This is a genomic window from Azospirillum brasilense (assembly GCF_008365405.1).
Lineage (GTDB): Bacteria > Pseudomonadota > Alphaproteobacteria > Azospirillales > Azospirillaceae > Azospirillum > Azospirillum brasilense_D.
This window is the reverse complement of record NZ_QOKV01000003.1, coordinates 178,952-192,299: the sequence shown is the minus strand read 5'-3', so window position 1 is coordinate 192,299 and position 13,348 is coordinate 178,952. Positions and strand designations below refer to the sequence as shown.

The 13,348-nt window shown below is 68.7% G+C and carries 15 protein-coding genes; 11 read left to right on the top strand and 4 right to left on the bottom strand.

Going from position 1 to position 13,348, the window contains the following annotated elements; genetic code table 11:
• Positions 1–17 precede the first annotated feature (17 nt).
• On the top strand, positions 18–794 hold the full coding sequence (locus DS837_RS07650; protein ID WP_149164192.1) for an Hpt domain-containing protein: 777 nt from the start codon (positions 18–20) through the stop codon (positions 792–794).
• Between the two features lie 219 nt (positions 795–1,013).
• Here DS837_RS07650 and DS837_RS07645 read toward each other — a convergent pair whose 3' ends face one another.
• The gene (locus DS837_RS07645; RefSeq protein WP_109070771.1) at positions 1,014–1,751 is read right to left on the bottom strand and encodes an SDR family NAD(P)-dependent oxidoreductase; all 738 of its coding nucleotides are present in this window, start codon (positions 1,749–1,751) and stop codon (positions 1,014–1,016) included.
• Positions 1,752–1,892: 141 nt separating this feature from the next.
• Between DS837_RS07645 and DS837_RS07640 the strand changes: the two genes are divergently transcribed.
• Positions 1,893–3,092, top strand: a complete 1,200-nt coding sequence (locus DS837_RS07640; RefSeq protein ID WP_149164191.1) for a ChaN family lipoprotein — start codon at positions 1,893–1,895, stop codon at positions 3,090–3,092.
• Positions 3,093–3,112: 20 nt separating this feature from the next.
• Here the strand turns inward: DS837_RS07640 and DS837_RS07635 are convergent, their stop codons facing one another.
• A complete protein-coding gene (locus DS837_RS07635; RefSeq protein ID WP_149164190.1) occupies positions 3,113–3,697 on the bottom strand; it encodes an NUDIX hydrolase in 585 nt (194 codons plus the stop codon).
• A gap of 163 nt (positions 3,698–3,860) precedes the next feature.
• Here DS837_RS07635 and DS837_RS07630 point away from each other — a divergent pair, with 163 nt between their 5' ends.
• From DS837_RS07630 to DS837_RS07600, 7 genes are all read left to right on the top strand, one after another.
• Positions 3,861–5,306, top strand: a complete 1,446-nt coding sequence (locus DS837_RS07630; RefSeq protein ID WP_149164189.1) for a DNA recombination protein RmuC — start codon at positions 3,861–3,863, stop codon at positions 5,304–5,306.
• A gap of 201 nt (positions 5,307–5,507) precedes the next feature.
• The gene (locus DS837_RS07625) at positions 5,508–5,717 is read left to right on the top strand and encodes a cold-shock protein (protein WP_014239340.1); all 210 of its coding nucleotides are present in this window, start codon (positions 5,508–5,510) and stop codon (positions 5,715–5,717) included.
• Positions 5,718–5,825: 108 nt separating this feature from the next.
• Complete coding sequence (locus DS837_RS07620) at positions 5,826–6,056, top strand: hypothetical protein (protein WP_145674796.1); 231 nt, start codon at positions 5,826–5,828, stop codon at positions 6,054–6,056.
• Positions 6,057–6,194: 138 nt separating this feature from the next.
• Positions 6,195–6,701 carry a peptide deformylase gene (gene def, locus DS837_RS07615; RefSeq protein ID WP_145674798.1) on the top strand — a complete coding sequence of 169 codons (507 nt, stop codon included), beginning with the start codon at positions 6,195–6,197 and terminating at the stop codon, positions 6,699–6,701.
• 25 nt (positions 6,702–6,726) lie between these two features.
• On the top strand, positions 6,727–7,695 hold the full coding sequence (fmt, locus tag DS837_RS07610; RefSeq protein WP_149164188.1) for a methionyl-tRNA formyltransferase: 969 nt from the start codon (positions 6,727–6,729) through the stop codon (positions 7,693–7,695).
• The gene (gene truA / locus DS837_RS07605) at positions 7,677–8,414 is read left to right on the top strand and encodes a tRNA pseudouridine(38-40) synthase TruA (RefSeq protein ID WP_149164187.1); all 738 of its coding nucleotides are present in this window, start codon (positions 7,677–7,679) and stop codon (positions 8,412–8,414) included. Before fmt ends, truA begins: the two co-directional genes overlap by 19 nt.
• A gap of 83 nt (positions 8,415–8,497) precedes the next feature.
• Complete coding sequence (locus tag DS837_RS07600; RefSeq protein ID WP_149164186.1) at positions 8,498–9,844, top strand: branched-chain amino acid ABC transporter permease; 1,347 nt, start codon at positions 8,498–8,500, stop codon at positions 9,842–9,844.
• 73 nt (positions 9,845–9,917) lie between these two features.
• Here the strand turns inward: DS837_RS07600 and DS837_RS07595 are convergent, their stop codons facing one another.
• Positions 9,918–10,232: a hypothetical protein gene (locus DS837_RS07595; protein ID WP_170295778.1), complete on the bottom strand. Its 315-nt coding sequence runs from the start codon at positions 10,230–10,232 to the stop codon at positions 9,918–9,920.
• Between the two features lie 207 nt (positions 10,233–10,439).
• A complete protein-coding gene (gene leuC, locus DS837_RS07590) occupies positions 10,440–11,843 on the bottom strand; it encodes a 3-isopropylmalate dehydratase large subunit (RefSeq protein WP_149164184.1) in 1,404 nt (467 codons plus the stop codon).
• A 248-nt stretch (positions 11,844–12,091) separates the two neighbouring features.
• Between leuC and DS837_RS07585 the strand changes: the two genes are divergently transcribed.
• A complete protein-coding gene (locus tag DS837_RS07585; RefSeq protein ID WP_149164183.1) occupies positions 12,092–12,289 on the top strand; it encodes a hypothetical protein in 198 nt (65 codons plus the stop codon).
• A gap of 111 nt (positions 12,290–12,400) precedes the next feature.
• Positions 12,401–13,315, top strand: coding sequence for a DMT family transporter (locus DS837_RS07580; protein ID WP_170295777.1), 915 nt, complete (start codon positions 12,401–12,403; stop codon positions 13,313–13,315).
• Positions 13,316–13,348 lie beyond the last annotated feature (33 nt).

Sequence of the window (13,348 nt, the reverse complement as noted above, 5' to 3'; positions counted from 1 at the left end):
AGTCAGGACCCCCTCCCATGGCTTCCAACCTGTCGCCCGACGATCTTGAAGACCGCCTGCGCGTCGAATTCATGGACGACGCCCGCGACCGGCTGGAAGTGATGAACGCCGCCCTGGAAGGCTTGTCCAAGGGCACGCGGGAGGAAAGCGCGGTCATCGGCGTGCTCCGGCTGGAGGCCCACAACTTCAAGGGCATGGGCACCAGCTTCGGCTACCCCACCGTCAGCCTCGTCGCGCACCGCCTGGAGGATTACCTGTCCGGCCTGAAACGGCTGGAACAGCGCGAACTGAACGACGCCCAGACCTTCGTGGACCGGATTGCCGAGTTGGTGGACCGCGCCGAGCAGCCGCAGGTTGCGGAAACGAACCGGATCATCCGCGCCCTGCCGGTGCGCTACCAGTTCGAGATCACCGACATCCAGATCAGCAACGTCGAGATCATGCTGGTCACCCCGTCCAAGGTCGTCGCCAAGAAGGTGGGCGGGGAACTGGCGGCCTGCGGCTTCCGCACCGTGACGGTCAGCGACCCCATCGAGTCGATCAGTCTTGCCGTGCGCGTCCCGCCCGACATGCTGATCGCGTCGATGGTGATGGACGGCCTGTCCGGCCTGGACCTGATCCGCGGCCTGCGGGCGATGAGCGTCACGCACAATGTGCCGATGGCGCTGCTGACCTCGATGAGCCTGGACAACCCGGCCCTGAAGGAAATCCCGCACGGCGTCTCGGTCATCCGCGTCGGCGAGCATTTCGGGGACGACTTCGCGGCGGTGGTGGCGAAGCACAACCTCGGCTGAGGTTCAGGACTCTTGCGGGCAAAATGACTTCACGGATTTCGCAGATTTAGAGCACGAAATACACGGATTTTTCTTTGATGCTCGCCCAATAGTGGCTTGTCGAGGAGCCCTTGCTGAGCAAGCGATCTAAAAAAATCCGTGAAATCCGTGAAAAGATCGGTGAAATCCGTGTGGATCTTGTGATCCCAGCCCGTCACTCGCAACGGGCAACCACCCGCATCAATACAGATGCTGCCCGCCGGTGATGAACATCTCCGTTCCGGTGACGTAACCCGAGTCGGGACCGCACAGGTAGAAGATCACCGCCGCCACGTCTTCCGGCGTGCCCATGCGCTTCAGCGGGATGCGCGGGATCAGCACGTCGTACTCCGGCCCGGTCATCGCGGTTTCGATCTCGCCCGGCGCCACGGCGTTGACGCGCACCCCGATCTCGGCGAACTCCACGGCCATCTCGCGGGTCAGGCCGGACAGCGCCGCCTTTGAGGTCGAATAGGCCGACCCCGCGAAGGGGTGCACCGAATGGCCGGCGATCGAGGTCACGTTGACGATCGCCCCCTTCGCTCGCGACAGCGGTGCCGCGAAGCCGCGGGCCAGCACCAGCGGGGCGAAGAAGTTCAGCTCGAACACCCGGTGCCAGCCTTCGATGGCTCCGTTCAGGCAGCCGAGACGCTCCTTGATCGGCGTCTTGGGCGAGATGCCGGCGTTGTTGATCAACGCGTGCAGCGGCCCGCCGTCCAACGCCCGGTTGGCCTCCTCCAGGAAACGGGCGCGGCTGTCCGGATCGGACAGGTCCGTCGGGATGTGGTGGGTCCAGTTCGGATCGCGCCGGCAATGGTCCGGCACCTCCTCGCGGGAACAGGAAATGACCCGCCAGCCCTCGGCGCTGAAGCGCTGCACGGTGGCGTGGCCGATGCCCCGGCTCGCGCCGGTCAAAATGACGGTTTTACGGTGCGGCATGATGTCCACGATACCCCGCTTCGCCGCACCGCGCCAGCGCGGCCGTTGCCGGTCAGACCATGCACCGTTGACGGGCGCACCCCACCGCCCAACCTTCAGCCTGAGGCCAACCGTTTCACAGAGTCCAGGAGGACCGCCAACGTGCTCCCCCGTTTGATGGCCGTCCTTCTGCTCTCCGGCGGCCTCTTGGCCGGCCTGGGCGACACCACCGCGGCGAAGGCCGCCGCCGCCCAGGCCCCCCAGGCCGCCCAGACCAACAATGCCTGCGTGCCGCCCGGCGGCTGGTCCGACGCCACCGCCCGCCCGCTGAACGCCGCCGATCTGCTGCGCCGCGCCGCGGCGTCGCCCGCCGTGCTGCTGGGGGAGCGGCACGACAACGCCGACCACCACCGCTGGCAGCTTCACAATCTGGCGGCGCTGCACGCGCTGAATCCCGATCTGGCGGTCGGCATGGAGATGTTCCCGCGCAGCGTCCAGCCGGTCCTCGACCGCTGGAGCGCCGGGCAACTGACCGAGGCGGAGCTGCTGCGCGAGACCAACTGGCCGAAGGTCTGGGGCTACGACGCGCGCTTCTACCTGCCGATCCTGCATTTCGCCCGCATGAACCGGCTGCCGGTGGTCGCGCTGAACGTCGACCGCGGGCTGGTCAGCCGCACCGCGCGCGAGGGCTGGGCTGCCGTTCCCGCCAACGAGCGGGAAGGCGTGGGCGATCCGGCCCCTCCCCCGGCATCCTACACCGAGCGGCTGCGCCAGGTGATGGCCGCCCACGGCCCGACCGAGCGGCGCTCCGGCAGCTTCGAGCGATTCGTCGAGGCGCAATCCGTCTGGGACCGCGCCATGGCGGAGCGGATCGCCGACACCCACCGCCGGACCAACCGCACCGTCGTCGCCATCCTCGGCCAAGGCCACATCGAAGGCCGTGACGGTGTGCCCCACCAGCTGGCCGACCTGGGCATCCGGCACAGCGTCGTCCTGCTGCCCTGGGATGAGGATCGCCCCTGCGCCGAGCTGGACGGGCGGATCGCCGACGCGGTCTACGGGCTGGGCGAGAGCGAGGCGCCGGCCGAGACGCCTCGCCCCCGGCTGGGCGTGATGCTGGAGCCGGGGCCGGAGGGGGTGCGCGTGCGCTCCGTCACCGAGGGCAGCGTCGCCGCCGCCGCCGGCCTGACGGCGGGCGACCTCGTGGTCGCGGCGGCGGGGTCGCCGGTCCGCGAAGCCTCCGACCTGACGGCGGTGGTGCAGCGCCAAGCCCCCGGCACTTGGCTGCCGCTGACTGTGAAGCGCGAGCAGGGCACGGCGGAGCTGGTGGCGAAGTTCCCCGCCTCGCCCACCGTGGAATAACGGGGTGGAGTGAGGCCCGGCTAGAGCATCCGCTCCCACTGCGCCAATACGTCCGGCGTGGGGTTCATCGCCGGCGCGAAGTCCTGGAGGCCAAGCCGCGAGCGGTGCTCCCGCAAGGCCCACTGGACGGTCGGGAAGGCCAGATCGTCCCAGGGGATCTCCTCCCAGCGGAACAGCCCGACCTCCTGGCTCTCCGGCCCGGCGGACACGTCCGGCGACAGCAGGCGGGCGCGGAAAATGAGCTGCACTTGGCTGATGCGCGGGATGTCGTAGACGGCCAGCAACGAATCGATGGCGATCCTGGCCCGCGCCTCCTCCCACGCCTCGCGGGCGGCGCCCTCCATGGTGCTTTCCCGCTCCTCCATGAAGCCGGCGGGCAGCGTCCAATGGCCCTTGCGCGGTTCGATGGCGCGGCGGCAGAGCAGGATGCGGTCCTCCCAGGTCGCCACCGATCCGACGACGATCAGCGGGTTCTGGTAGGCGATGTAACCGCAGTCCGGACAGGTCAGCCGCTCGCGGTCCTCGCCGGGCGGGATGGTGCGGAACCGGGGGCCTTTGGGGGGACCCTGGTGGGAGCCGGAGGGGGCGGTCGGATCGTCGGGCATCCGTCGGATATGGCGCAGACGGGGACGGCGGGCAAGCCCGCTTCACCGCCCCGCATTGCAGGCGGAACGGAGCGGGGAAGGGATTCGTCTTTGTTCATCGCCCGTTCTCTTTCCTGATTCGTTCCTGTACTCTCGGGATTTGCAGCGTTCTTCGGGGAATTTCATGCAGTTCGCGTTCGACGCACAGTCGGTGGCTCTCGGTGGCCTTGCCGGCGCCCTTCTCGGGGCGATCCTCGCCGGCATGATCGTGCGCCTCTACGCCGCACGCGCCGAGGCGGAGGCCGCCGCCATCCACGCCGAACTGGTCACCCGCCTCGACGTCGCGGAGCGAATCGAGGGCGACCTGCGGGAGGAGATGGAGGCCCGCGACCACCAGATCGCCCGGCTGACCGGCGAGCTGTCCGCCGCCCGCGAACGGCAGGCGGAACTGTCCACCACGCTGGCCCGCGAGCGCGCCTCGGCGGCTGAGAAGCTGGCCCTCCTGGAGCGCGCGCAGGCCACCCTGTCCGACAGCTTCAAGGCCCTGTCGGCGGAGGCCCTGCGCTCCAACAACCAGAGCTTCCTCGATCTCGCCAAGGAGACGCTGACGACCTTCCAGGAGCAGGCGCGCGGCGACCTGGAGAAGCGGCAGACCGCCATCGCCGACATCGTCGCCCCGGTGCGCCAGTCGCTGGAGCGCATGGACGGCCAGATCCAGGAGATGGAGCGCAGCCGCGCCGGCGCCTACGAGGGGCTGAAGCAGCAGGTGCTGTCGCTGGTGGAGACCCAGGCCCAACTCCGCGCGGAGACCGGCAACCTCGTCCGCGCCCTGCGCAGCCCGGTGGCGCGCGGACGCTGGGGCGAGATCCAGCTCCGCCGGGTCTGCGAGATGGCCGGGATGCTCGATCACTGCGACTTCGTGGAGCAGATGAGCGTGGAGGCCGCCGGCGGACGGCTGCGCCCCGACCTCGTGGTCAAGCTGCCCGGCGGCAAGACCATCGTGGTGGACGCCAAGACGCCGCTGGAGGGTTATCTCGACGGGGTGCAGGCCGCCGACGACGGCGCCCGCCGCGACGGGTTGTCGCGCCACGCCCGCCATGTGCGGGAGCATATGAAGCAGCTCGGCACCAAGGCCTATTGGGACCAGTTCGCGGATTCGCCGGAATTCGTCGTGCTGTTCCTGCCGGGCGAGAATTTCTTCTCCGCGGCGCTGGAGCACGATCCGGCGCTGATCGAGGCGGGCATCGACCACCGCGTGATCCTCGCCACCCCGACGACGCTGATCGCGCTGCTGCGCGCCGTCGCCTACGGCTGGCGGCAGGAGCGGCTGACCGACAGCGCCCGCGAGATCAGCGCCTTGGGCGCCGAGCTTTACAAGCGCCTGCACGACCTGGGCGGCCACATGGAGCGGTTGGGCGGGCAGCTCGAAAAGGCGGTGGGCAGCTACAACGGGGCGGTCGGCAGCCTGGAGTCCCGCGTCCTGGTCACCGCCCGCCGTTTCCGGGACCTGCACGCCACCCCGGACAGCGCCGAGGAGATCCCCCTGCTGGAACCGCTGGACCACGCCCCGCGCCCGCTCCAAGCGCCGGAGCTTCGCGCGGCCGAGCTGCGAGCGGCAGCCAGGGCGTAGGACCGAAGTCTGCAACCCAGATTTGCCCGTCTTGTTTCGCCTTGCAAAGGAGGGGAGCGGTCCCAATTTCCCTCCTGTCATTCTGCTTCGGACTGCCGGCCTGCTACGCCTTCGGGTGCCCAGATCGTCGCTATGCCTGGACACAGTCTGATGCGCCGCACCGGCCGATGCGGCGCCTTTCATACTAATCGGAGAGCAATCATGCCCGTCGGTACCGTCAAGTGGTTCAACAGCACCAAGGGTTATGGCTTCATTCAGCCGGACAACGGTGGTGCGGACGTTTTCGTCCACATCTCCGCGGTTGAGCGCGCGGGTCTGCGCAGCCTGAACGAGGGCCAGAAGGTGTCCTACGAGGAGCAGCGCGATCCGAAGCGCGGCAAGACCTCGGCGGAGAACCTGAAGGCCGTCTGAGCCACGTCTCACGGCACGGCATCGGAGGGGGCACCGGGAAACCGGTGCCCTTTTCCGTTGCGCGCTTTTCCTCTACAAGCACCCCCCCTGACGTTCGGAGTTCCCCCCATGGCCAAGACCAAGAAGAAGCAGCCGGTGGACAGCGCCTACGTGCTGTTCGACGTGCTGTACGAAGACGGCGCCCGCACCTCCAACCGCAAGGTCCCCGGCACGCTGGTCGGCGGCCTGGACGGCGACGAGCCGGCGCGCGGCTTCATCGAGGAGCAGGACCGCAAGATCGCCGAGATGTCCGGCAATCCCCGCGGCCCCATCAAGTCGATCACCCGCTCGCCCCTCTGAGGCGCGGCCGTCCCGATGGGATTGGCGGGCCACGAGGTCAAGGAAGGCGGGTTGTGCCTTGCGCCTTCCTTGACCTCGTGGCCCGCCCCCCATATTTTGACGGATTGTCGCACCTCCACGCACCGTTGCTGAGTTCCCATGGCCGTTCTCGATATCCTCGTAGCCCCGCACCCCGTCCTGAAGCAGAAGGCGAAGCCCGTCGAAAAGGTCGACGCGCGCATTGCCAAGCTGATGGACGACATGGTCGAAACCATGTACGCCGCGAAGGGCATCGGCCTCGCCGCGCCGCAGATCGGCATCCTGGAGCGGGTGATCGTCGTGGACGTGCACGACAAGGACGAGAAGCCGAACCCCATCCGCCTCGCCAACCCGGAAATCGTCTGGAAGTCGGACGAGACCTCGGTGTGCGAGGAGGGCTGCCTGTCGGTGCCCGACCAGTATGCCGAGGTCACCCGCCCCTCCTCGGTCCGCGTCCGCTATCTGGACGAGACCAACGAGACGCGCGAGATCGAGGCCGAGGGCATGCTGGCGACCTGCATCCAGCACGAGATCGACCATCTGAACGGCGTGCTGTTCGTCGACTACCTGTCGATGCTGAAGCGCAACATGATCCTGCGCAAAGTCCAGAAGATGCAGCGCGCCTGACCCCAGCGACTTTGGACGAGCCCTCATGACGCCGCTCCGCCTCGTTTTCATGGGCACGCCGGACTTCGCCGTGCCCAGCCTGCGCGCCCTGGCCGATGCCGGGCACGAGGTGGTCTGCGTCTACAGCCAGCCGCCCCGCCCCGCCGGGCGCGGGCAGCAGGTTCAGAAATCCCCGGTCCACCGCTTCGCCGAGGAGCGCGGCATCCCCGTGCGCACGCCCAAGTCGCTGCGCAACGCCGAGGCCCAGACGGAGTTCGCCGAGTTGAAGGCCGACGCCGCGGTGGTCGCCGCCTACGGGCTGATCCTGCCGCAGCCGATCCTCGACGCCCCGCGGCTGGGCTGCCTGAACGTCCACGGCTCCCTGCTGCCGCGCTGGCGCGGCGCCGCCCCGATCCAGCGCTCGATCCTGGCCGGCGACGCCGAGACCGGCATCACCATCATGCAGATGGACATCGGGCTGGACACCGGCGCCATGCTGCTGAAGGACGCGGTGCCGATCACCGCGGAGACCACCGCCAGCAGCCTGCACGACGCGCTCGCCGACATGGGCGCCCGCCTGATCGTCGAAGCGCTCGACGGCCTCGCCGCCGGTCGCCTGACCGCCGAGCCGCAGCCCGAGGAGGGTGTGACCTACGCCGCCAAGCTGACGCGCGAGGATGGCCGGCTCGACTGGACGCGCGACGCCGCTTTTGTGGAACGGCAGGTCCGCGCCCTCACCCCCTGGCCCGGCTGCTGGTTCGACGCCCCGACGCCGACCGGCGGGGTGGAGCGCATCAAGGTGCTGAAGGCCGAACCGGCCCCGGACGCGCGCAAGGCGGCGCCCGGCACGCTGCTCGATGACCGCCTGACCATCGCCTGTTCCGACGGCGCCGTGCGCCTCACCCTGGTGCAGCGGCCCGGCAAGGCCCCGGTGGACGGCGCCGCCCTGCTGCGCGGCTTCAATCTGCCCGTCGGCACCCGTCTCGGCGACGCCGCATGCAGCGCTGGAAACTGACCCTCGAATATGACGGCCGGCCCTTCGTCGGCTGGCAGCGGCAGGACAATGGCCCCTCCGTCCAGCAGACGCTGGAGGAGGCCATCGAGCGCCTGTCCGGCGAGACCGTGCGCGTCCACACCTCAGGACGGACGGACGCCGGGGTGCACGCGCTGGGGCAGGTCTGCCATTTCGACCTGGAAAAGCCCTTCACCGGGCTGAAGCTGCGCGACGCGCTGAACTTCCACCTGAGGCCCGCCCCCGTGGCCGTCCTGTTGGCCGAGGCGGTGCCGGAGGACTTCCACGCGCGCATGACCTGCCTGGGGCGCAGCTACGTCTTCCGCATCGTCAACCGCCGCGCCCCGCTCGCCCTGGAGACGGGCCGCGCCTGGCACGTCATGCGGCCGCTGGACGCCGAGGCGATGCACGCGGCCGCTCAGGTCCTGGTCGGCCAGCACGACTTCACCAGCTTCCGCGCCTCGCTCTGCCAAGCCAACTCCCCGGTCAAGACGCTGGAGCGGCTGGCCGTCGAGCGGGTCGGCGACGAGGTCCGGGTGCACGCCGCCGCCCGCTCCTTCCTGCACCATCAGGTGCGCAACATGGTGGGCACTCTGGAGCTGGTCGGGGCCGGCAAATGGAGCGCCGACGACCTGCGCCGCGCGCTGGAGGCGCGCAACCGCTCCGCCGCCGGGCCGACCGCCCCGCCCGACGGGCTGTATTTCGTCGGCGCCCGCTACTGACACTCCCAAGGCGGCGTCTGGCGCTCGTCGCCAATTGCCGATAGACTCTCAGGCGAAGCACAACCGGCCGGGTTTCCGTCGCCGTGCACCGCCGTCCGCCGCGCCTGTTCCCGCCCTTTCTCCTGCTGATCGCCGCCCTGCTGCTGACCGGCTGCGGTGTGGACGGCGATCAGGCCGCGCTGTGCCGCAAGCTGATCCCCGCCTTCGACTCCGGCCCCGTCACCATCCTGGACACGGCCGAGATAGCGGGCGAGGAGCCGGCGCTACGCTTGACCTACCGCTCGGACATTGGCGGCGCGGAAACCGAGACCCACTGGATCGCCTGCCGCTTCGGCGGACGCTTCTTCGATTCGCGCCGGCACGAGCTGGTGGCGGTGGCGACCGACCGCATGGGGCGGCTGCGGCCTATGCAGTTCACCATGCTGCGCATCTGGGCCGGCCTGCCCGCCGCCCGCCTCGGACTGCCGCCGGAGTCGAGCGGACCGGAATCGCGGCCGCGGACGGACTGGGCGCCGCTGCTCTTCTTCCTGCAACAGCTCATCAACGCGGCCACGGTGGCCTGCGTCTACGGGCTGCTGGCGCTGGGCTACACGCTGGTCTACGGCATTTTGGGGCAGATCAACCTCGCGATGGGCGAGCTGACCATGATCGGCGCCATGCTGACCGCCATGGGGGCGGCCGCGCTGGGCATGGCCGGGCTGGGCGGGATGCCGCTGGCGGTGCTGGGCGTCTTCGCCACGGTGATGGCCTTCACCGCCGTCCAGGGCTGGACGATGGACCGGCTGGTGTTCCGCCGCCTGCGCCGCGCCCACAACCACACGCCGCTGATCGCCGCCGTCGGCCTGTCCATCGCCTATCAGGAGGGGATGCGGCTCCTGCACGGCGCCCGCGACTGGTGGCCCGCCCAGTTCCTGGCCGACCGGCACGAGCTGCTCAGCGACGGCGCCTTCACCGTCACCGCCCTGACCTCGCAGGCCGTCATCCTGCTGATGACCGGCGGGCTGTACGCCCTGCTCTGGGCGATCATGCAGCGCACCGCCTACGGCCGCGCCCACCGCGCCTGCGCCGACGATGTGGGTGCGGCCGAGCTGGTCGGGGTGGATGTGGACCGCACCGTGGCGACCACCTTCGCGGTGGGCGGCGCGCTCGCCGCGGCGGCGGGGGCGGTGATCGCGCTCTATTACGGTGGGGTGAACTTCTACACGGGCTATCTGGTGGGCTTCAAGGCGCTGGCCGCCGCGGTGGTCGGCGGCATCGGATCGGTCCCCGGCGCCATGCTGGGCGGCGCCCTGCTCGGCCTCGTCGAGACCTTCTGGTCGGCCTATTTCGCCATCGCCTACAAGGACATCGTGGCCTTCGGCCTGCTCACCCTCTTCCTGATCTACCGCCCGGACGGGCTGATGGGCCGAAGCCGCGGGCGGGGGGATTGAAGGGCCTTCTCAAAGCGGATTGCGGTCCGTGCCGACGCCCGCATTCACACCAAAACCACTTTTCAACAAACAATCAATTATAAGAAACAGAATAACGAATGGATACTTTGGGGTTGATGGCGGTTCCGTTGTTCGATTCAGCGTCCACCAACCACAAGAACGAACGGCGGGAGGCTAATCGATGGGGAATTGTATGAGAAAGATAGATCAACGCATCATTCTCGTAGCGGCATGACAGCCGAACGGTCGTGTCATAGTCACAATCGCCTCCATTTCTGATAATATACGATTCAATATTGGAGATCGGCGTGCCTGCCGGAAATTTCAGAAGAAACTGCTCCTGCATTCCTTCTTCCATATTCTCCGGAATATAGGAACCGGTGGCCATAACAAATTTATCAAAAATATTAGACGACTTTTTTGAAAAGACTAAATATGGCACGCAGCCGCATAATAAAAGCGAACACAACAGCACAGCGCCGTATAATCGCTTCCTTTGAGTCATCCTAAGCCAAGGCTCGCCAATTGGGAGTTTTGGATAACCGGGCCGCCATGACGGGAGAGGCTTAGCCTCCCCCCGTCAGGTTAAAAGGAATCAGAGCGACCGAACGTCGGTCAGGTGCCCGGTCACCGCCGCCGCGGCGGCCATGGCCGGGCTGAGCAAGTGGGTGCGCCCGCCGCGGCCCTGGCGGCCTTCGAAGTTGCGGTTGGAGGTCGAGGCGCTGCGCTCACCCGGCGACAGGCGGTCGGCGTTCATGGCGAGGCACATGGAACAGCCCGGCTCACGCCACTCGAAACCGGCCTCGGTGAAGATCTTGTCCAGACCCTCTTCCTCCGCCTGCTCCTTGACGAGGCCCGAGCCGGGGACGACCAGGGCGCGCACGCCCTCGGCGACCTTGCGACCCTGGGCGATCACCGCGGCGGCGCGCAGATCCTCGATGCGGCCGTTGGTGCAGGAGCCGATGAAGACGGTGTCCACCTTCACGTCGGTCAGCTTCTGGCCGGGCTCCAGGCCCATGTAGGCCAGCGAGCGCTCGACGGCGGCGCGCTTGCCGGCGTCGGCCACGTCGGCCGGGTTCGGCACGGTCGCGTTGATCGGCAGCACGTCCTCCGGGCTGGTGCCCCAGGTGACCTGCGGGATGATGTCGGCGGCGTTCAGGACGACGGTGGTGTCGTAGACCGCGCCCTCGTCCGACGGCAGCGTCTTCCAGTACTCCACCGCCTGCTCCCAGGCGCCGGCCTTCGGGGCCAGGGCGCGGCCCATCACATACGCGAAGGTCTTCTCGTCCGGGGCGATCAGGCCGGCGCGGGCGCCGCCCTCGATGGCCATGTTGCAGACGGTCATGCGGCCTTCCATCGACAGGCCGCGGATGGCGTCGCCGGCGAACTCGATGACGTGGCCGGTGCCGCCGGCCGTGCCGATCTTGCCGATGATCGCCAGCACGATGTCCTTGGCGGTCACGCCGGCCGGCAGCTCGCCGTCGACGCGGACCAGCATGTTCTTGGCCGGCTTCTGCAGCAGGGTCTGGGTGGCCAGCACATGCTCCACCTCCGACGTGCCGATGCCGAAGGCGAGCGCGCCGAAGGCGCCGTGCGTCGCCGTGTGGCTGTCACCGCAGACGATGGTGGCGCCGGGCAGCGTGAAGCCCTGCTCCGGACCGACGATGTGCACGATGCCCTGGCGGACGTCGTCCATCGGGAAGTAGCGGACGCCGAAGTCGCGCGCGTTCTTGTCCAGCGTCTCGACCTGGATGCGGCTTTCCTCCTCGACGATGCCCTTGGAGCGGTCGGTGGTCGGCACGTTGTGGTCGGGAACGGCGAGGGTCGCTTCCGGACGGCGCACCGGACGGCCGGCAAGCCGCAGCCCCTCGAACGCCTGCGGGCTGGTCACCTCATGGACCAGATGGCGGTCGATGTAGAGGATGCAGGTGCCGTCGTCCTGACGGTGGACGACGTGGCTGTCCCAAATCTTGTCGAACAGGGTGCGCGGCTTGGACATAGCAACTCTCTCTCGCGGCAATTCTCTCTCGCAAACCACAGACCGGACGAACGAAGCGTGCGGTAAGAGGGCCGCACAATAGCCGTCTCTTTCAACCAGGACAAGGCCGAGCCTGTGGGAAACACCCGGCATCCCGCAGCGAAAAATCGCCGTTCCCCCGCACCGCCCATCGGCTGGCGGGGATGGCGCTCCTTATGGTAGCGTCCGCCCACCGATCTCCATTGCCCCATTCGATGAAGGGTCATCCCGTGACGGACCCCACTGTCCGCTGTGAACGCTGCGAACGGCCCTATCCCGCCGAGCTTCCCGGCTGCCCGAACTGCCGGCGCATCCGCCAGACCAACATCGCCATCGCCACCACCATGATCCTTCTGGTGCTGTTCGCCATCGGCGGCTGGTTCGGCATCCAGGTCTTCACCGGCTTCTCCACCGGCGGCGCACCGTAACGCCGGCCCCCTCGCGGGGCTGCCGCACCAGGAACGCAGACCTCTCACCCCCGCCCGCGCCGTAGGATGCGGCAAAATTCAGGGTTGGGAGGACTCATGGCGGATCAGGCCATGCCACGCGCCGCGGCCGGCCAGGGACCCGTGGGCGGTCCGGGCACCGTGGTCTACGCGCAGCTTGCGGGAATCGTGTTGTTCTGGGGGGCCAACTGGCCCCTGATGAAGCTGGCCCTGTCGGACATCGGGCCGCTGACCTTCTGCTTTCTCCGTTTCGCCGGGGCGGCGGCGGTGCTGGCCCTGCTGTCGCGGATGCTGCGCTTCCCCCTTTTGCCGCCACCGGGAGAGCGCTGGCCGCTCGCCCTGGTCGGGCTGCTCCAGATCGCCGGCATGCTGGACCTCAGTTCCATCGCGCTGCGGGTGGTGCCGCCGGGGCGGGCCGCGGTGCTGGCCTACACCATGCAGATGTGGGCGCTGCCGCTGGGCGTGCTGCTGGCCGGGGAGCGCTTCACGCGCGGGCGGGTGATCGGCGCGCTGCTGACCTTCGCGGGCGTTCTCGTCTTCTTCAACCCGGCGCTGATGGACTGGAGCGACCCGGCGGTTCTGCTGGGCAACGGGCTGCTGCTCGCCTGCGCGCTGAGCTGGGCGCTCGGCGCCACCCTCTACCGCCGTCGCCGCGGCGGCTGGCGCACGCCCTTCTGGACCCAGACCTTCTGGCAGATCGCCGTCAGCGCCGTGGCGACCGCCCCACTGGCCCTGGCGGCGGAGCACGCCCGGCCGATCCACTGGACGCCCGCGCTGGGCACCGTGCTGGCCTTCAACTGGGTGATCGCGACGGGGCTGTGCTTCTGGTGGTGGGCGAAGTCCCTGACCGCCATGCCGGCGGCGCAGGCCGGGCAGATCATCTGCCTCGTCCCCGTCACCGCCCTCCTGCTGAGCGCGGTCTTCATGGGCGAGCCGCTGACGGCCGGTGTGATGGTCGCCGTGGCGCTGATCGGCGCGGGGATCCTGACGACGATGCGGGCGCGGTAGGGAAGTTGCTCGGGTAGTGGTCGACGTGGGCCC